General features: G+C 66.5%; 16 protein-coding genes, 1 tRNA gene and 1 pseudogene. 13 read left to right on the top strand and 5 right to left on the bottom strand.

What is annotated here, in order from left to right:
• A pseudogene (locus tag I6F16_RS27805) lies at positions 1 to 578 on the bottom strand (methylated-DNA--[protein]-cysteine S-methyltransferase).
• Positions 579 to 750: 172 nt separating this feature from the next.
• Here I6F16_RS27805 and I6F16_RS27800 point away from each other — a divergent pair.
• Positions 751 to 824, top strand: a tRNA-Gly gene (locus tag I6F16_RS27800).
• 4 nt (positions 825 to 828) lie between these two features.
• Here I6F16_RS27800 and I6F16_RS27795 read toward each other — a convergent pair.
• Positions 829 to 1,821: an alpha/beta hydrolase gene (locus I6F16_RS27795; protein ID WP_225113485.1), complete on the bottom strand. Its 993-nt coding sequence runs from the start codon at positions 1,819 to 1,821 to the stop codon at positions 829 to 831.
• A 170-nt stretch (positions 1,822 to 1,991) separates the two neighbouring features.
• Between I6F16_RS27795 and I6F16_RS27790 the strand changes: the two genes are divergently transcribed.
• Together I6F16_RS27790 and I6F16_RS27785 are read left to right on the top strand one after the other, a co-directional pair.
• Positions 1,992 to 2,573: an XRE family transcriptional regulator gene (locus tag I6F16_RS27790; protein ID WP_225174173.1), complete on the top strand. Its 582-nt coding sequence runs from the start codon at positions 1,992 to 1,994 to the stop codon at positions 2,571 to 2,573.
• Positions 2,574 to 2,597: 24 nt separating this feature from the next.
• A complete protein-coding gene (locus I6F16_RS27785) occupies positions 2,598 to 3,071 on the top strand; it encodes a GNAT family N-acetyltransferase (RefSeq protein ID WP_225112989.1) in 474 nt (157 codons plus the stop codon).
• A 1-nt stretch (position 3,072) separates the two neighbouring features.
• Here I6F16_RS27785 and I6F16_RS27780 read toward each other — a convergent pair whose 3' ends face one another.
• Positions 3,073 to 3,600, bottom strand: coding sequence for a DUF1003 domain-containing protein (locus I6F16_RS27780; RefSeq protein ID WP_225112990.1), 528 nt, complete (start codon positions 3,598 to 3,600; stop codon positions 3,073 to 3,075).
• Positions 3,601 to 3,710: 110 nt separating this feature from the next.
• On the opposite strand from I6F16_RS27780, the gene I6F16_RS27775 reads away from it, so the two are divergent.
• The 8 genes from I6F16_RS27775 (at position 3,711) to I6F16_RS27740 (ending at position 12,440) form a co-directional block, all read left to right on the top strand.
• Entirely contained in the window at positions 3,711 to 4,784 is a 1,074-nt protein-coding gene (locus I6F16_RS27775) for a LacI family DNA-binding transcriptional regulator (protein ID WP_225112991.1), read from the top strand.
• A gap of 85 nt (positions 4,785 to 4,869) precedes the next feature.
• On the top strand, positions 4,870 to 6,321 hold the full coding sequence (gene xylB / locus I6F16_RS27770) for a xylulokinase (protein WP_225112992.1): 1,452 nt from the start codon (positions 4,870 to 4,872) through the stop codon (positions 6,319 to 6,321).
• Positions 6,322 to 7,644 carry a xylose isomerase gene (gene xylA / locus I6F16_RS27765; RefSeq protein ID WP_225112993.1) on the top strand — a complete coding sequence of 441 codons (1,323 nt, stop codon included), beginning with the start codon at positions 6,322 to 6,324 and terminating at the stop codon, positions 7,642 to 7,644.
• Positions 7,645 to 7,657: 13 nt separating this feature from the next.
• Positions 7,658 to 8,416 carry an ATP-binding cassette domain-containing protein gene (locus I6F16_RS27760; RefSeq protein ID WP_109145592.1) on the top strand — a complete coding sequence of 253 codons (759 nt, stop codon included), beginning with the start codon at positions 7,658 to 7,660 and terminating at the stop codon, positions 8,414 to 8,416.
• Entirely contained in the window at positions 8,416 to 9,486 is a 1,071-nt protein-coding gene (locus I6F16_RS27755; RefSeq protein ID WP_192893049.1) for an ABC transporter permease, read from the top strand. The genes I6F16_RS27760 and I6F16_RS27755 overlap by 1 nt, the downstream gene beginning before the upstream one ends.
• Before the next feature lie 93 nt (positions 9,487 to 9,579).
• Entirely contained in the window at positions 9,580 to 10,512 is a 933-nt protein-coding gene (locus tag I6F16_RS27750) for a sugar-binding protein (protein WP_057028437.1), read from the top strand.
• 104 nt (positions 10,513 to 10,616) lie between these two features.
• Positions 10,617 to 11,594, top strand: coding sequence for an aldo/keto reductase (locus tag I6F16_RS27745; protein ID WP_225113049.1), 978 nt, complete (start codon positions 10,617 to 10,619; stop codon positions 11,592 to 11,594).
• A 3-nt stretch (positions 11,595 to 11,597) separates the two neighbouring features.
• The gene (locus tag I6F16_RS27740; protein WP_225112994.1) at positions 11,598 to 12,440 is read left to right on the top strand and encodes an amidohydrolase family protein; all 843 of its coding nucleotides are present in this window, start codon (positions 11,598 to 11,600) and stop codon (positions 12,438 to 12,440) included.
• A gap of 182 nt (positions 12,441 to 12,622) precedes the next feature.
• Here the strand turns inward: I6F16_RS27740 and I6F16_RS27735 are convergent, their stop codons facing one another.
• Both I6F16_RS27735 and I6F16_RS27730 read right to left on the bottom strand, forming a co-directional pair.
• The gene (locus tag I6F16_RS27735; protein WP_225112995.1) at positions 12,623 to 13,852 is read right to left on the bottom strand and encodes an ABC transporter substrate-binding protein; all 1,230 of its coding nucleotides are present in this window, start codon (positions 13,850 to 13,852) and stop codon (positions 12,623 to 12,625) included.
• A gap of 115 nt (positions 13,853 to 13,967) precedes the next feature.
• Positions 13,968 to 14,894, bottom strand: a complete 927-nt coding sequence (locus I6F16_RS27730; protein WP_225112996.1) for a methyltransferase domain-containing protein — start codon at positions 14,892 to 14,894, stop codon at positions 13,968 to 13,970.
• Between the two features lie 66 nt (positions 14,895 to 14,960).
• Between I6F16_RS27730 and I6F16_RS27725 the strand changes: the two genes are divergently transcribed.
• Both I6F16_RS27725 and I6F16_RS27720 read left to right on the top strand, forming a co-directional pair.
• Positions 14,961 to 15,998, top strand: a complete 1,038-nt coding sequence (locus tag I6F16_RS27725) for a ligase-associated DNA damage response exonuclease (RefSeq protein ID WP_036020502.1) — start codon at positions 14,961 to 14,963, stop codon at positions 15,996 to 15,998.
• Positions 15,995 to 17,656: an ATP-dependent DNA ligase gene (locus tag I6F16_RS27720; protein ID WP_225112997.1), complete on the top strand. Its 1,662-nt coding sequence runs from the start codon at positions 15,995 to 15,997 to the stop codon at positions 17,654 to 17,656. The genes I6F16_RS27725 and I6F16_RS27720 overlap by 4 nt, the downstream gene beginning before the upstream one ends.
• Positions 17,657 to 17,715: the final 59 nt, after the last annotated feature.

Genomic DNA, 17,715 nt, shown 5'->3' with positions numbered 1-17,715 from the left:
TTAGGTAGGCGCGCGGGGCGGAGCAACCGGCAGCAGCACCTCGAACAGCGTCTTGCTGGCGATGGGATGGGCCCCTTCCAGCGCCAGCAGCCGCCGCTTGGAGATCACGCCGCCATAGGGCGAGAGCCGGTCGGCGTAATTGCCAGCCTCCAGCACCCGGTGGCAGGGCACGATCAGCATGAAGGGATTTTTCGCAATCGCCTGCGCCACGGAATAGGACGCGCCGGAGGCGCCCAGCGCCCGGGCGACCTCGTGATAGGTGCGTGTCTCTCCGCGCGGAATGCTGCAGGTGTACTCGTAGACGCGCCGGTCGAAGCCGGGCACCCCGCCGGCGTCCAGGCTGACCTCGGAAAAATCGGGATCGTGACCCTGCAGGGGCCCGTGATGCCCTCGATCGCAAGCTCGGCGTTCTCGGACGGGCGCTGCTCCCGCGCCTCGGGATGGACCTGGAAAATCCGGCGGCGGGTGTCGATCTCCCGCGCCTCCGGCAATTGCACGGCGACCACGCCGGTGCCGCTCCAGATGATGCCGCAACGGCCGATGGCCGTATCGAATATCGCGTAAGCCCGCCCCACCATGCACACGCCCCACTCAGTGCACGTTTCTCCCCGGAGAAGCGATCATAACACCGCCACAATCCGGCGCACCTGGAATCTTATCAGGACGTTAACAACCGCCCCGCTGGTCGCGCCAAACCGCTTGGCGGCAGGCGCCGTCTCGGCTAATCAAGAGGGGCGCAAAGCGCACATCGCGGGCGTAGTTCAATGGTAGAACGGCAGCTTCCCAAGCTGCATACGAGGGTTCGATTCCCTTCGCCCGCTCCAGCCCTTAGTTCGGCAGGCTTCTCAGAAACTGGACGATCGCCGCGTTCACCTCCGCCGGCCGCTCCTGCTGCGTCCAATGTCCGCAGCCGGGCAGCATCTTGATTTCGCGCAGCTGCGGCACCCATTGTTTCATGTTGGCGAGATGTTCGGCGGCACCGGGGAAGGCGATGACCATGTCATGGTCGCCGGCGACGAAGAGCGAGGGCACCACCACTTGCATGCCCTCGAATGCTGCCATCAGCTCCCAATTGCGATCGATGTTTCGGTAGTAATTGAGCGGCCCGCGAAAGCCGCTGCGCGCAAATTCGGCAGCGTAGTGGTCGAGCTCGGCGGCACTCAGCCAGGACGGAAGCGGCACCGGCACCTTCGGCAGCATGCCGTCCTTTCGGGAGACCATGCCGGCGGCGACGGTCCGCCCTTGACGCTCGGCATTGGCGCGGATCGCGGTCGCCCCTTCGCCGGAGCCGCCGAAGAGCATGGCGCCGAGCGTTGCGTGAGGATCCCGCTCGAACTCCGCTTCGGCGATACCTGGCTCCTGGAAGTACAGCTGATAGAACTGCGCATCCGCCGTCTGCGGCATGACGCTCGTCGGCCGCACGGGACTGCGCGGCCGATACGGTACGCTGAGGATCGCGGCGGCCCGGAAGCGATCGGGCCGCAGGCGCGCCGTGTGCCAAGCGATTGTCGCGCCCCAGTCATGTCCAACGATGACGGCGTCCTTTGCCTCGAACGCGTCGAGCACGCCGACGAGATCGCCGACCATATGGAGGATCGTGTATTGATCGATCGCTTCGGGCCGGTCGCTCTTTCCGTAGCCGCGCATATCCGGTGCGACCGCGTGGTAGCCAGCCGCCGCCAGCGCCTCGAGTTGATGCCGCCAGGAGTACCAGCCTTCCGGAAAGCCATGGCAGAGCAGCACCATAGGCCCGTCGCCCTGCTCGGCGACATTGAGGCTGATGCCGTTGGCTTTGATCCTCCGCTGCGTCGGGCCATCCATTCGTCGCCTCCGATTTTTTGTGGTTGGGGCGCATCCTAATCGGGCGTACGGCCTGCGCAAAATTTCTAATATATTGGACTGCCGCTCCCGGCGTGTGCCTCCGCGCGCGCTAAGCTTCTCTCACCCCGGCGGATGCGGTCCTCGTATCGGGCGATGTTCGGATGAAACCCATGGACCAGCAAAAACTCGATCGCGCCATCGGTCGGCGCCTGAAGACGCTGCGGACGCAGGCAGGGATGACGTTGAACGAGCTGGCAGGGCGCTCCGGCGTCAGCCGGGCCATGATCGGGCGGGTGGAGCGGGCACAGAGCAGTGCGACGGCGGCGCTGCTCAACAAGCTCTGCGCGGCGCTCGACGTCACGCTCAGCGATGTCGTCGCGCTCGCCGAGAAGCCGCCGGAGCGCCTGGTGCGGCTTGCCGACCAGCCGCTCTGGCGCGATCCCGACAGCGGCTATCGCCGGCGACACGCCTCGCCGCCGGATGCGGCCAGCGGCATCGAGATCATTGTCGTCGACCTTCCCGCCGGCGCGCGCGTCTCCTACAGCCCCTGGGGCCGCAACGCCTTCACCCAGCAGCTCCTGATGCTGGAGGGCGCCATCGCCGTGCATATCGACGCCAAGGCGGTGCGGCTGCGCGAGGGCGATTGTCTGGATTTCGACGTGATGCGCGCCGTGATCTTCGAGAACGAAACCAGGCAGGACGCGCGCTACGTCATCATCGTCAGGCGCGGCGCGTCCTACGGCAAGATGTGAAGGCAAAGCGTGGAGACGAGCACGATGCAGATCCGTACCGGCGACACCTATGATCCGCGCGTCGTCGCGCTGCTCGATCACCACGTCACGGCCGCGCGGGCGCAGACGGCGCCGGGCAGCGCCCATGCGCTCGATCTCGCGGGCCTGCGTGCACCCGAGGTGGCGTTCTGGACCGGCTGGGACGGCGAGACGCTGGTCGCGACCGGCGCGCTGAAGACGCTTTCGACGCGACACGGCGAGGTCAAGTCGATGCACACGCTGCAGACCGCGCGCCGGCGCGGCTATGGCGGCCAGATGCTGCGTCACATCATCACGGAAGCCCGCGCGCGCGGCATGACGCGGCTCAGCCTCGAGACCGGCTCGTGGGACTATTTCAAGCCGGCCCACGCGCTCTATGTGTCGCACGGTTTCGTCGCCTGCGGCCCGTTCGAGGGTTATGTCGAGGATCCCAACAGCCTGTACCTGACGCTGGAGCTGTCGGCGCCAGGCCGCCGATAGCTCAAGAGCGCGTCTCCTCGATCTTGTCGAGCACGCGCTCGGGGGCGATGTCCCGGGCCGCCTCCTGCAGGTCGCGCTCCGCGTCCGGCTTGACGTCGAGCCGCTCGGCGACCTGGGTGAGCAGGCGGGCCACCTTGGTCAGCTCGTGCTCGGCGAGCAGGCTGATCTGGAGATCGAGATCGGCGCGCTTGTCGGCCGCCGCCGTCATGCGGTTCTGTGAGATCAGCACGAAGGTGGAAAGGAAGATCGCCTCCACCGAGGCGATCATCGCCAGCATGACGAAGCTCTCGTCCCAGGCGGCAAGCCCCGGAATCCAATGCAGGTTGGCGATGATCCAGAACCCGAACAGGGCGAGGTGCAGGTAGACGAAGATCATGCTGCCGGTGAAGGCCGTGATCGCGTCCGCGACCTTGTCCTGGCCGCTTGCCGCCTGCTGCTCGCGGCGCCGCCGCGCCACCAGCGCCTGGATGTTGCGCTCGAGCGTCGGGCTCAGCCCCTCGCCGGAATCATGGGTGATGTCGTTATGCACGCCCCGGCAACGGTCCGCTCGCGGAGCCGTTCCTGTAAGGGGAAGCAAAAAGACCGATCCCCTCATCAAATGAGTTGCGTACCTCAAAACACCTCTGCTAGCCTTCAGCCATGGCCGAGACCCTGAGCCCGACTGTGCTGACGCTGAAGGACATCGCCCGCGAGGCCGGTGTCAGCCTCGCCACGGTCGATCGCGTGCTGCACAACCGGCCGGGGGTCCGCCCGGATACGGTCCGGCGCGTCAAGGACGCCATCGCGCGCAATTCGTTCCAGCCGCATGTGGCGGCCGCCGAGCTCGCGCGCGGCCGGGCCCGCCGCTTCGCCTTCGTGATGCCGTCGGGGCCGAACCCGTTCATGCAGCAGATCGAGGCCTATCTCGGCGAGATGGGGGGCTGGCTGTCGGCCCGCCGCCTCAATGTCGAGATGATCGCAACCGACGTGTTCGAGCCCGCCGCGCTCGCGGCCTCGCTCGAGGCGCTGTCCGGCGACTATGACGGCGTCGCCGTGGTGGCGCTGGACCATCCGAGCGTCCGCGCCGCCATCAATGACCTCGTCGATGCCGGCGCCAAGGTCGTGACGCTGGTCTCGGATGTGCCGTCCTCGCGCCGCCACCATTATGTCGGCATCGACAACATCGCCGCGGGCCGCACCGCCGGCGCGCTGGTCGGGCGCCTGGTCGGCCAGAGGTCCGGCAAGGTCGCGATCATCGCGGGCTCGCAGGGCCTGCGCGACCATGCCGAGCGCATCTTCGGCTTCAACCAGGTGATGGCGACGGAATTCCCCGATCTCAGCGTGCTGCCGGTGCTGGAAGGGCGCGATGAAGATGATCGTTCGGAGCAGCTGCTGGCGCGGCTGCTCGGCAAGCATGGCGACATCGTCGGTCTCTACAACGTCGGCGCCGGCACGCAGGGCGTCGCCAAAGCGCTGAACAGCAAGGCGTTGAACGACAAGGCCTCTGGCGCGGCCGGGCGTGACAAGCAGGTGGTGTTCGTCGGACACGACGTCACCGCGCTGACGCGCCGCTTGCTACTGCAGGGCGTGATGGATGCCGCGATCTCGCAGAACCCCGGACATGAAGCGCGCGCGGCCGTCCGCGTGCTGCTCGCGCTCGCCCGCGGCGAGCCGATCTTGAGTGAACAGGAGAAGATCCGGATCGACATCGTGATGCGGGACAATCTGCCCTAGCGGCAGGTGAACTTGGAAACGGGACCGCCAGCGGGGAAAAGCGACGCAAGATCGCTCTCCCGCGGCAGGCGAAAGGGAGGACGATTTGTATCTCGGGATCGACATCGGCACGTCCGGTGTGAAAGCGGTGCTCGTGAGCGAAGCCGGCGCGGTTGTCGCGACGGCGGCGCGCGAGCTTGCGCTGTCGCACCCGGCGCCGCTGTGGTCCGAGCAGGATCCCGACGCCTGGGTCGATGCGGCCGTCGGCGCCGTCGACGATCTCGCCGCGCGCCATCCGCGCGAGGTTGCGCAGGTGCGCGGCATCGGGCTGTCGGGTCAGATGCACGGTGCGACGCTGCTTGGCGAGGACGGCCGGCCGCTGCGTCCGGCCATCCTCTGGAACGACGGCCGCTCGCAGGCCGAATGCGCCGCGCTGGAGCGGCGCTGTCCCTCGCTGCACGCGATTGCCGGCAATCTCGCGATGCCGGGCTTCACCGCGCCGAAGCTACTCTGGGTGGCACGGCACGAGCCGAAGATCTTCGACCGCGTGGCAAAGGTGCTGCTGCCGAAAGCCTATGTCCGCTATCGCCTCACCGGCGAGATGGTCGAGGACATGTCGGACGCGTCAGGCACGCTGTGGCTCGACGTCGGCCTGCGGCGCTGGTCCGCGCTGCTGCTGCATGCCACCGGGCTCGATCTGCACCACATGCCGCGCCTCGTCGAGGGCAGTGCGGTGAGCGCGGTGCTCGCGCCTGAATACGCGCAGCGCTGGGGCATGGCGAAAAATGTCGTGGTCGCGGGCGGCGCCGGCGACAATGCGGCCAGCGCGATCGGGCTCGGCGCCATCGCGCCGGGCGATGCCTTCCTGTCGCTGGGAACGTCGGGTGTCCTGTTCCGCGTCACCGATCGCTTCGCCCCCGCGCCGGCTTCGGCGGTGCATGCCTTCTGCCACGCGCTGCCCGGCCTCTGGCACCAGATGGGCGTGATGCTGTCGGCCGCAGCTTCGCTCGCCTGGCTGGCCGGCGTGATGGAGACGCCGGCCGCAGCGCTCCTGGCGCCGCTCGGCGAGCGCGTCGATGCACCTGGCACGGTCCAGTTCCTGCCTTATCTCGACGGCGAGCGCACGCCGCACAACGATGCCGCCGCCAGCGGCGCTTTCGTCGGCCTGCGCGGCGCGACCGGGCGCTCAGAGATCGTGCAGGCCGTGCTCGAAGGCGTCGCCTTTGCCGCGCGCGACAATCTGGCGGCGCTGAGCACAGCCAGCGGGCCGATCGGCGAGGTCGATCTCGTCGGCGGCGGCTCGCGCTCGCCGCTATGGGCGCAGATCTGCGCCGACGTGCTCGGCATGCCCGTCCACCGCGTCGAGGAAGGCGAGGTCGGCGCCGCGCTCGGCGCTGCGCGGCTCGGCCGGCTCGCCGCGACCGGCGAGAACCCCGCGGACGTCTGCACGCGCCCGCGCAGGCTCGCAAGCTTCACACCCCGCCCGTCCGTCGCTGCGGCCTATGACGAGGCCTATCGGCGATGGCGCGCGCTTTATCCCGCATTGAAGGAGCCTTAAGTGAACGCGCCAGCCAAATTCTTCGATGCAAGTGCACCCGTCGCCTTCGGCGGCAAGGAGGCCGAAGGTGCGCCCGCCTTCCGCTGGTACGACAAGGACCGCCTGGTGCATGGCCGCCGGCTCGAGGATCACTTGCGCTTTGCGGTCTGCTATTGGCATTCGTTCTGCTGGCCGGGTGGCGATCCCTTCGGCGGCGAGACCTTCTTGCGGCCTTGGCACCACGGCACCGACGCGATGACGATGGCGCGCGCCAAGGCCGATGCCGCCTTCGAGCTGTTCCGCCTGCTGGACGTCCCCTTCTTCACCTTCCACGACGTCGATGCGGCGCCGGAGGGCGCTTCGCTCGCCGAGTCCGTCGCCAACCTCAACGCCATCGCCGATCTGTTCGAGCAGAAGATGGCATCGAGCAAGGTCCGCCTGCTCTGGGGCACTGCGAACCTGTTCACGCACCGCCGCTACATGGCGGGCGCCGCGACCAATCCGGATCCCGACATCTTCACCTATGCCGCCGGCCAGGTCCGTGCCGCACTGGAGGTGACGCACCGGCTCGGTGGGCAGAACTACGTGCTGTGGGGCGGACGCGAGGGCTACGAGACGCTGCTCAACACCGATCTCAAGCGCGAGCTCGACCAGCTCGGCCGCTTCGTCTCGCTCGTCGTCGAGCACAAGCACAAAATAGGCTTTAAGGGCCCGCTGCTGATCGAGCCGAAGCCGAAGGAGCCGACCAAGCATCAATATGATTTCGACGTCGCCACCTGCTACGGCTTCCTCGAACGCTACGACCTGCTCAAGGACGTCAAGCTCAACATCGAGCAGAACCACGCCATCCTCGCCGGTCACTCCTTCCATCACGAGGTCGCGCTGGCCGAGGCGCTCGGCGTGTTCGGCTCGCTCGACATCAACCGGGGCGACGATCTGCTCGGCTGGGACACCGACCAGTTCGCGATGAACGTGCCGGAGCTGGCGCTGGTGTTCCACGAGATCCTGAACCGCGGCGGCTTCACCACGGGTGGACTCAATTTCGATGCCAAGATCCGCCGCCAGTCGATCGATCCCGATGATCTCATCCATGCCCATGTCGGCTCGATGGATGCTTGTGCGCGGGCCTTCCTCGCCGCCGCCGACATGCTCGACGCCGGCACGCTGAGTGCGCCGCTCGCAAAGCGCTACGAGGGCTGGGCCAGCCCGGAGGGCCGCGCCATTCTCGGCGGCCAGCGTTCGCTCGCCGATCTCGCCGACCGTGCGATGTCTCCCGGCTTCGATCCGAAGCCGCGCTCGGGCCGGCAGGAATATCTGGAAACCCTGGTCAACCGCTATGTCTGAGGAAACGCCGCTGATGACGAAGACTGACGCGACGCCGGTGCTCGAGCTCACCGGCATCGGCAAGGAGTTCGGCGCGATCCGCGCGCTGCACGACGTCGATATGCAGGTCTGGCCCGGCGAGGTGGTCGGCCTGATGGGCGACAACGGCGCCGGCAAGTCGACGCTGGTGAAGATCATCGCCGGCAATTTCCGTCCCACGCATGGCGAGATGCGCTTTGCCGGCAGCGCGGTGCATTTCAACCGGCCGGTCGATGCCCGCGCCGTAGGCATCGAGGTCGTCTACCAGGACCTCGCGCTGGCGGATAATCTCACGGCCGCCGCCAACGTCTTCCTCGGCCGCGAGTTGAAGCGCAGGTTCGGACCGATTGCCTTGCTCGACCACAAGGCGATGGCATCGCGCGCGCTGGAGCTGTTCGGCGAGCTGCGTTCGGAGACGCGCCCGGACGATCTCGTCAGACAGATGTCGGGCGGCCAGCGCCAGGCGGTCGCGATCGCGCGTACCCGGCTCTCCAATGCGCGGCTGGTAATGATGGATGAGCCGACCGCCGCGATCTCGGTGCGCCAGGTCGAGCAGGTGCTCGGCCTGATCCACCGGCTCAAGGAGCAGGGCGTCGCCGTGATGCTGATCTCGCACCGCATGCCCGACGTGTTCGCCGTATGCGACCGCGTCGTCGTCATGCGACGCGGCGAGAAGCGCGCCGACAAGTCGATTCACCAGACCTCCCCCGAGGAGGTCACCGCCCTCATCACCGGTGCGAAGGAGGCGGCGTGATGGCCATGCCCTTGGAATCCCCGATCAGCTTCACCAATGTCGGCAAGATCAGGTGGTGGCAGCGCGGCATCTTCGCCTCGCAGACCGGCTACGTCCTGCTCGCGCTGGCGGTGCTGCTGGTGATCATGCATTTCGCCAGCCCCTACTTCTTCACCCAGGGCAACATGCAGAACGTGGCGAAGAACTTTTCCTTCATCGCCATTGCGACGCTCGGCGTCACCTTCGTGATCATCACCGGCGGTATCGACCTGTCGGTGGGATCGATGATGTGCTTTTCCGCCATGATCACATCGATGGTGATGACCGAGCTGTCGGCGCCCGGATCGCCGCTGGTGCACATGGCCGCCGACGGCAAGACCGTGCTCGCCAATGTTCCGGGGCTGATCCTGCTTGTCTCGATCCTCGCCGGCCTCGGCGCCGCGCTGATTGCCGGCCTCGTCAACGGCTTCTGCATCGCCGTGCTCGGCCTGTCACCCTTCGTCACCACGCTCGGCATGCTCTCGATCGTGCGCGGGCTCGGCTATGTCGTCTCCAACGGACGCGGCAGCTTCCCGGGTGGGCCCGACGCCGATTATTTCTATGCGCTCACGTCCGGTGACGTGCTCGGCGTGCCGGCGCCGTTCATCTATCTCGTGATCCTGGCGCTGACCATGGCGGTGGTGCTGCACCACACCTCGTTCGGCCGCCACGTCTTTGCGCTCGGCGGCAACGAGAAGGCGGCCGAGCTCACCGGCATTCCGGTGGTGCGGGTGAAGATCGAGGTCTACGTGATCTGCGCGCTCGCCGCGGGCCTGCAGGGCATCATCATCTCCGGCTGGCTCGGATCGGCGCCGGCCAACATGGCGATGTCCTACGAGCTCAACGTGATCGCGGCGGCCGTGATCGGCGGTGCCAATCTCGCCGGCGGCATCGGCGGTCCGCTCGGGGCCATCGTCGGCTGCGTGCTGCTGGAGGTGATCCGCAACGGCCTCGTGCTGGCCCAGGTCAGCTCGTACTGGCAGCAGACGTTGGTCGGCGTGATCATCATTCTGGCTGTGCTGGTCGACCGCGTCCGCTCGCGGATGACCTGAAATGACGACATCTCGGGAAGGCAAGGAAAACGTCGCCTATCCGCTTCCCGGGGGCTTTCGAGGGGATAGGCACCAACAAGAGTGGAGGAGACAATGAGGAAACTGCTTCTTGCCGGCATCGCGGTTGCGATGATGGCGACGCCGGCATTTGCTGCGAACTACCGCTTCGTCATCGTGCCGAAGGCGATGAACAATCCGTTCTTCGATTTTTCGCGCGACGGCTGCCTGAAGCGCGCCAAGGAGCTTGGCAACATCGAGTGCATCTACAAGGGACCGGTCGAGCATGAGCCGGCGAACCAGGCCCAGATCATCCAGGACTTCATCACGCAGAAGGTCGACGGTCTCGCCATCTCGGTCGCGGACGTCGCGGCCATGACCAAGTCGATCGAGGCGGCGACCGCCGCCGGCATTCCGGTCATCACCTTCGATGCCGACGCGCCGGGCTCCAAGCGCATCGCCTATATCGGCACCAACAACAAGGAGTTCGGCCTGGCCCTCGGCAAGGAATTGCTGAAATTGCGGCCTGACGGCGGCAAATACGCGATGGTCTCCGGCGGTCCCGGCGCAAAGAACCTGGCCGAGCGTGTCGACGGCGTGCGCGAGGCGCTGAAGGGCTCGAAATGGACCGAGGTCGCGGGTTCGCCGAGCTTCTGCAACGACGATCCCGCGCTCGCGGTCCAGCAGATGACGGACATGCGCACCGCAACGCCGGATCTCGCCGCCATCGTTCCGATCGGCGGCTGGCCGATGTTCGCGCCCGAAGGTTTCAAGGCCTTCGCCAGCAGGAACAAGAAGGACATCGATTCCGGCAAGTTCACGCTGGTCGTCGCCGATACGCTGAAGATGCAGCTCGAGCTGCTGCGTGACGGCTATGCCAATGCGCTGGTCGGCCAGCGTCCGTTCGAGATGGGCGAGAAGGCGATGGACACGCTGCTCGCCATCAAGAAGGGCGAGAAGGTGCCGGAGATCGTCTACACCGGCCTCGATCTCGTCACCAAGGACAACGTCGCGAAGATGTTGAAGTAGGAGCGCTGCCCAGCCCCGCGCTTCTGCATGCCTCTCCCGCTTGCGGTTTCCGCAAGTGGGAGAGATGATTTGGAATGGACGACGACTGCTGGAAGGCGATGGGAATGAAAAGGTCGCGGCTCGGCGCTCTCGATGTCACCTCGATCGGCCTCGGTTCAGCCCCGCTCGGTGGATTGTTCTCGCCCGTCAGCGATGCCGATGCGCAAGCGACGATTGAACGCGCCTGGTCGCTCGGTGTCCGATTCTTCGACACCGCCCCGCTTTACGGCTTCGGCCTCGCGGAGCGGCGGCTGGGCGCCTTCCTGCGGCAACAGAGGCGCGACTCCTACGCCATCTCGACCAAGGTCGGCCGCCTGCTGCGCGCACCGGACAATGCTGCGCCGGAGGACGAGCACTACAAGGGCACGCCGCGCGAGCGGCCGGTGTTCGATTTCAGCTATGACGGCGTGATGCGGTCGGTGGAGGAGAGCCTGCAGCGCCTCGGCCTCGACCGCGTCGACGTCCTGCTCGTGCATGATCCCGACGATCACTATGACGACGCCGTCACCGGCGCCTTCCGCGCGCTCCAGCGCCTGCGCGAGGACGGCACGGTGAAGGCGATCGGCGCCGGCATGAACCAGTCGGGGATGCTGGCTCGCTTCGCCGAGGCCGTGCCGGTCGACTGCTTCCTGCTCGCCGGCCGCTACACGCTGCTCGACCAGGGCGCACTGGATGCGCTGTTTCCGCTGTGCCAGGCCAGCAATATCGGCATCCTGCTCGGCGGCATCTACAACAGCGGCATCCTGGCCAATCCGCGGGCCAGCGCGAAATTCAACTATCAGGATGCTGATGCTGCGCTCGTGGCACGCGCGCTGGAGCTCGACGAACTTTGCCGCGGGCACGGCACCGAGCTGAAAGCCGCCGCGCTGCAATTCTGCATGGCCCATCCGGCGGTGACGGTCGCCGTGATGGGCGCGCGCAATGCCGCCGAGGTCGCCGACAACATCGCGATGTCCGAGAAGGCGGTGCCGCCGGCATTCTGGCAGGAGCTGCGGGCACGAAAGCTGGTCGATACGCGCGCGCCGCTTCCTGGCGGAGGTTGAGGCATGATCGTCGATGCACACCAGCATTTCTGGGATCCGGCGCGCGCCGATTATCCCTGGATGGAAGCGGACGAGCTGGCGCCGATCCGCCGTGCCTTCGGCCCGGCCGATCTCGCGCCGCTGCTACAGGCGAACGGCATCGAGGCCAGCATCCTGGTGCAATGCCGCTCCGCGCTGGAGGAGACCGAGGAGTTCCTGCGTATCGCGGATGCGACGCCCTCGGTGATCGGCGTGGTCGGCTGGGCCGATCTCACCGATGCGGCGCTCGGCGAGACGCTCGACCGGCTGCGCGCTCTGCCTGGTGGTGACAAGCTGGTCGGCATCCGCCACCAGGTCCACGACGAGCTTGATGCGGATTGGCTGCTGCGCGAGGACGTCCAGCGCGGACTCACGGCCGTGTTCGCCCACGATCTCGCTTACGATTTCCTTGTCCGCAGCCGCGAGCTGCCCGCGGCGATCGCAACCGCGCAGGCCTTTCCGCACGCGCGTTTCGTGCTGGATCACGCCGCCAAGCCGCCGATTGCCGCTGGCGGGAGCGCGGAATGGACCGAGCGCATTGCAGCGCTGGCTGCCTGCGGCAATGTCTGGTGCAAGATCTCGGGATTGGCGACCGAGGCGGTCTGGGACGACTGGAATGCGGAACGGCTGATTCCGTTCGTGGAGCACACCGCAAAATGTTTCGGCGAGGACCGGCTGATCTTCGGATCGGATTGGCCCGTATGCCTGCTCGCGGGAAGCTACGGCGAGATCAAGACCGCGCTGGAGGCCTGCCTGGCGCGGCTCGGCCCGCGCGTGCGGGACAAGGCTTTCGGCGTGAATGCCAAGGCTGTGTATCGCTTGGGTTAATCTGCAGTGGATGTGCGCTCTTACCCTCTCCCCTTGTGGGAGAGGGTGGCTCGCCGCGAAGCGGCGAGACGGGTGAGGGGTCTCTCTCCGCGAGCTCGCGTGTGGATAGATACCCCTCATCCGGCGCTTCGCGCCACCTTCTCCCACAAGGGGAGAAGGAAAAGGCGACGGGGCCCGCCTCGCTACTCCGACATCGGCTTGTCGGAGATGTCCCAGTCTTTCCCGGTGAAGGTGGAGATGAACAGCGTCTTCATCGGTGTGTAGTCCTCGGGCGTGTAGCTGTAGGTGACGCCATCGAGGAAATACGGCGAGTGGAAACCTTGCAGGTTCGATGCCTGCTTCAGCACGTTGGCGCGGGTGAGCTCGTTGCCGCAGCGGCGCAGGATCTCGGCCATCGTGGCGGCCTGCCCGTAGCCGGCGAAAGCGATGGTGTTGTCGGGATCGATCGCCGGCGTGTACTTCTTGCGCAGCTCCTCGAACGCCGTCACGTCCGGGTCCTTCTCCCATTTGGGCAGGCCGACCTCCTTGTTGTAGCGGATCGCGACGATGCCGGTGGCGTTCTCGAGCCCCGCGGCATTGAGGATCGAGCGGCCGGTGGAGCCGGCGGAGAGGAGGTGCAGCGGCTTCCAGCCGAGCTCGGCCACTTTCCGGATCGACTGCGACGAGGCCTTGCCGGTCGAGATGTTGTAGAAGACGTCGGCTCCGGACTTGGAGAGATTGATGAGCTGGGAATCGACGGTCGGCTCGGTGAGATCGTAGGTCTGCTCCATGATCACTTGTGCGGTGCCGCCGGCGTCAGCCAGCACCTTCTTGAAGGGACCGAGGAAGTCGCGGCCGAAGTCGTCGTTCTGGTAGAGGATGCCGATTTTCGCGTTCGGCTTCACGCTGACGACGTGGCGCGCGAGGATGCGCGCCTCGGTCGGATAGAGCGGCAGGCCCGCCATCGTCCACTTGAACTCTTTCGGATTATTCCACTTCGACGCGCCGGTGTTGAGCAGGAGCTGCGGCACGCCCTTGGAGTTCAGGTATTTGTGCACGGCGGTCTGCGGTGCGGTGCCGAGCGAGCCGTACAGCGCGAGCACTTCTTCCTGCTCGACCAGGCGCCGCGTGGCCTCGACGCATTTCGGCGCGCTGTAGGCGTCGTCCATGGTGAGGAACTTGACCTTGCGCCCGTTGATGCCGCCCTTCTCGTTCAGCATCTGGAAATAGGCTTCGCCGACGCGGCCGAGCACGCCGTAGAGCGAGCCGGGGCCGGAATGCGGCACGGTCTGACCGATCTTGATCTCGGTGTCGCTGGCGCCCGCATCGTATTTCTTCTCCGCGGCCCAGACGTAGGGCGCGGGCAATGTCGATGCGGCGATGGTGGCGAGCGCGGCGGCGCTGAAATCGCGCCGCGATGGATTCTTGGTCATTGTTGTTTTCTCCCTGATGCGCGCATTGTGCTGACATCGCAGCTCGGCTCGCAAGTGGGAAGTCGCAGCTTTGCGACGCAATGACGCTCAAATCATGAGGCGTTAGCGCCTAGACTCAAGTTTTCTCGGCGACCACGATGAGGCCACGCACCGGCTCATTGTTCTCGTTGCGTGGCGAGGCCGGCTCCAGAGTCAACAGCTTCATCCCCGCCTTCGCGATGGCGCTGCGCACATATTCCGCGGAATGGGCATAACGCAGGCCATCGCCGAGCACGATGCCGTCGCCCGCATGCGTCTCCAGCGTGAAGGCGAGCACGCCGCCTGAGACGAGCACGCGCCTTACTTCGCTCAGCACCGGTGCGAGATCGGAGAGATAAACGAACGCATCCGCGGCCACGACGAGGTTCGCGCTCGCGTCGGCCTTGCCGCGCAGGCCCTCGATCATGTCGGCGACTTCGAGCTCGGCATAGAGGTTCGTCGCCCGCGCCTCCTTGATCATGCCGGGTGACAAATCGATGCCGGTGAAATGGTCGACCTGCTTGGCGAAGGCAGCGGCCGCGAGCCCGGTGCCGCAGCCGAGATCGATGGTGCGCTTGAAGTAGGCGGGCTTCTTGGCGGCGACGCGCGCCGCCAGCACCGCCTTGAAGATCAGCGTCGGGGCACGATAGCCGAGATCGTTGATCAGCGCGTGCTCGAACCGCGGCGCGTATTGATCGAACAAGGCCTGCACGTAGGCCTTGGGCATCTCCGCCATCTCGGTATCGCCGAGCCGCATCAGGTGCAGGCCGGCGCCGTGCTGATCCCCGGGATCGCATCGCCGCGCTTCACGAAAGGCCGCGATGGCCTTGTCGCGCTCGCCGAGCTGCTGACGAATCTCGCCGAGCGTGAACCAGGCCGAGGTGAAATCAGGTGCAAGCTCGATCGCCTGCTCCAGGAGATCGGCCGCGGCGGGAAGGTCGCCCTTGAGCTGGAGATCGCGCGCGAACTCGAAACGGCGGTCGGCCATGAGATCGCCGGAGGTCAGGAACAGGCGGAGCGGCATTGAGGAACCAGGAAACGAAACGGGCAAGTGACTCGAAGATGTGATGGTTCGACTTATATAACAGGCATGCGTCCGCAAGACATCCTGCTGCCAAATGCTGCCGGCCTGTGCTGCAAGCCCGGCGGCTTCCATATCGACCCCGTCCGCCCCGTGGAGCGGGCCGTGATCACCCACGGCCATTCCGACCATGCCCGTGCGGGCCATGGCGCGGTGCTGGCGACGCAGGAAACGCTGGACATGATGCGGCTGCGTTACGGCGAGAACTTCGCCGGTTCGACCCAGGCCATCCGCTATGGCGAGGAGATCCGGCTCGGCGACGTCAAGATCAAGTTTCACCCGGCCGGCCACGTGCTGGGCTCCGCGCAGATCGCCGTCTCGTGCAAGGACACGTGCATCGTCGCCTCCGGCGACTACAAGGACGCGCCGGACCCGACCTGCGCGCCGTTCGAGCTGGTGCCCTGCGATGTCTTCATCACCGAGGCGACGTTCGGCCTGCCGGTCTTCAGGCATGGCGATGCGAGCGACGAGGTCAAGAAGCTGCTGGCTTCGGTCGCGCTGTTTCCGGAGCGCGCGCATCTCGTCGGCGCCTATTCGCTCGGCAAGGCGCAGCGCGTGATCAAGCTGCTGCGTCAGGCCGGCTATGATGCGCCGATTTACCTGCATGGCGCGATGGACACGATCACGCATTACTATCAGAGCCGCGGGATCGACCTCGGCGAGCTCAAACCAGTGAAGGGCATGAAGAAGGCGGCGCTCGCCGGCACCATCACGCTGGCGCCGCCCTCAGCCACCTCCGATCTCTGGACGCGGCGCTTTCCCGATCCGGTCACCGCCTTCGCCTCCGGCTGGATGCGCGTGCGCGCCCGAGCGCGGCAGCGCGGCGTCGAGCTGCCGCTGGTGATCTCCGATCACGCCGATTGGGATGGCCTCACCGCAACCATCGCGGCGACCGGCGCCGGCGAGATCTGGGTCACCCACGGCCAGGAAGATGCGCTGGTGCATTGGTGCCGGAGCAAAGGCCTGAAGGCACGGCCGCTCGACCTCGTCGGCTATGGCGACGAGGAGGAGAGCGAGACGCCGATTCAAGCCGAGGCCGAAGCATGAACCGCTTCGCCGAGCTGCTCGACCGCCTCGCCTATGAGCCCGGCCGCAACAACAAGCTGCGGCTGATCACCGGTTATTTCCGCGAGGTCGGCGATCCCGACCGCGGCTATGCGCTGGCTGCGCTGACCGGCGCACTCAGCTTCAAGCACGCCAAGCCCGCGCTGATCCGCGACCTCATCGCAGCACGCACGGACGAGGTGCTGTTCGGGCTGAGCTACGACTATGTCGGCGATCTCTCCGAGACGGTGGCGCTGATGTGGCCGAAGGCCGCGCTCGCCGCCCACAACAACCCGCCGCCACCGAGCCTCACCGAGGTCGTTACCACGCTGCGCACGCTGGGCAAGACCGAGCTGCCCAAGCAGCTCGAGCGCTGGCTCGACGAGTTAGATGAGACCGGGCGCTGGGCGCTGCTGAAGCTCGTCACCGGGAGCTTGCGGATCGGCATCTCCGCGCGCCTTGCCAAGACTGCGGCCGCAGCGCTCGGCGACAAGGACCCACACGAGATCGAGCTGATCTGGCCGGGGCTCGTCCCGCCCTATCTCGACCTGTTCGCCTGGCTGGAAGGCCGCGGCGACAAGCCCGTCAATCGCGATCCCGCGCCGTTCCGGCCGGTGATGCTGGCGCATGCGATCGAGGACAACGATTTCGCCGCGCTCGATCCCGCCGACTACATCGCCGAATGGAAATGGGACGGCATCCGCGTGCAGGCGGTGGCCGGGCGCGACGAGCGCGGCCATATCACCGCGCGGCTCTATTCGCGCACTGGCGAGGACATCACGGGAAGCTTTCCGGATCTCGTGCCGTCGCTGCGCCTGCCGGGCGCGATCGATGGCGAGCTCTTGATCCTGCGCGAGGGCCGGGTGCAGAGCTTCAACGTGTTGCAGCAGCGCCTCAACCGCAAGGTCGTGTCGCCGAAGCTGATCAAGGAGTTTCCGATTCACTTGCGTGCCTACGATCTGCTCGGCGACGACGAGAACGATCTGCGCGAGCTGCCTTTTGCCGAGCGGCGCGAGCGGCTGGAGCGATTCATCGCAAAGCTCGACGATCCCCGCATCGATCTCTCGCCCACCGTGCCTTTTGATAGCTGGCAGGCGCTGACCGCCGCACGCGCCGACCCCGCGAGCGCCGGCGCCGGCGAGGATGCGGACGCCGTCGAAGGCGTCATGCTGAAGCGGCGCGATGCGCCCTACTTGCCGGGGCGGCCGAAGGGGCAATGGTGGAAGTGGAAGCGCGATCCGCACATCATCGATGCCGTGTTGATGTATGCGCAGCGCGGCCACGGCAAGCGCTCGTCCTATTATTCCGACTACACCTTCGGCGTCTGGACCCAGACCGAGAATGGCGAGGAGCTGGTGCCGGTCGGAAAGGCCTATTTCGGCTTCACCGACGAGGAGCTCTTGCAGATCGACCGCTTCGTCCGCCGCAACACCACGGAAAAATTCGGCCCCGTCCGCCACGTCGTGCACGAAGCGGACAAGGGGCTGGTGCTGGAGGTCGCTTTCGAAGGATTGCAGCGCTCGCCCCGGCACAAATCCGGCGTCGCCATGCGTTTCCCCCGCATCAGCCGCCTGCGCTGGGACAAGCCGCCGCGAGAGGCCGACCGGCTGGAAACGCTGGAGAAGATGTTGAAGGCCGAGGCGGCGGAGATCGAGGTGTGAGGCATCTTCCCGGTGGCTCACCCGAATTAAACTCCCGTAACCCGATTGACGGCCCCTTG

This window comes from Bradyrhizobium sp. IC4060, assembly GCF_020193715.1.
Lineage (GTDB): Bacteria > Pseudomonadota > Alphaproteobacteria > Rhizobiales > Xanthobacteraceae > Bradyrhizobium > Bradyrhizobium yuanmingense.
This window is presented reverse-complemented; position numbering and strand designations above follow the sequence as displayed.

Bases quoted from the DNA above. Each gene is read 5' to 3' on its own strand.
- I6F16_RS27795 (WP_225113485.1), bottom strand. From the start codon at position 1,821: ATGGATGGCCCGACGCAGCGGAGGATCAAAGCCAACGGCATCAGCCTC.
- I6F16_RS27790 (WP_225174173.1), top strand. From the start codon at position 1,992: ATGGACCAGCAAAAACTCGATCGCGCCATCGGTCGGCGCCTGAAGACG.
- I6F16_RS27785 (WP_225112989.1), top strand. From the start codon at position 2,598: ATGCAGATCCGTACCGGCGACACCTATGATCCGCGCGTCGTCGCGCTG.
- I6F16_RS27775 (WP_225112991.1), top strand. From the start codon at position 3,711: ATGGCCGAGACCCTGAGCCCGACTGTGCTGACGCTGAAGGACATCGCC.
- I6F16_RS27760 (WP_109145592.1), top strand. From the start codon at position 7,658: ATGACGAAGACTGACGCGACGCCGGTGCTCGAGCTCACCGGCATCGGC.
- I6F16_RS27755 (WP_192893049.1), top strand. From the start codon at position 8,416: ATGGCCATGCCCTTGGAATCCCCGATCAGCTTCACCAATGTCGGCAAG.
- I6F16_RS27750 (WP_057028437.1), top strand. From the start codon at position 9,580: ATGAGGAAACTGCTTCTTGCCGGCATCGCGGTTGCGATGATGGCGACG.
- I6F16_RS27745 (WP_225113049.1), top strand. From the start codon at position 10,617: ATGAAAAGGTCGCGGCTCGGCGCTCTCGATGTCACCTCGATCGGCCTC.
- I6F16_RS27740 (WP_225112994.1), top strand. From the start codon at position 11,598: ATGATCGTCGATGCACACCAGCATTTCTGGGATCCGGCGCGCGCCGAT.
- I6F16_RS27735 (WP_225112995.1), bottom strand. From the start codon at position 13,852: ATGACCAAGAATCCATCGCGGCGCGATTTCAGCGCCGCCGCGCTCGCC.
- I6F16_RS27730 (WP_225112996.1), bottom strand. From the start codon at position 14,894: ATGCCGCTCCGCCTGTTCCTGACCTCCGGCGATCTCATGGCCGACCGC.
- I6F16_RS27725 (WP_036020502.1), top strand. From the start codon at position 14,961: ATGCGTCCGCAAGACATCCTGCTGCCAAATGCTGCCGGCCTGTGCTGC.
- I6F16_RS27720 (WP_225112997.1), top strand. From the start codon at position 15,995: ATGAACCGCTTCGCCGAGCTGCTCGACCGCCTCGCCTATGAGCCCGGC.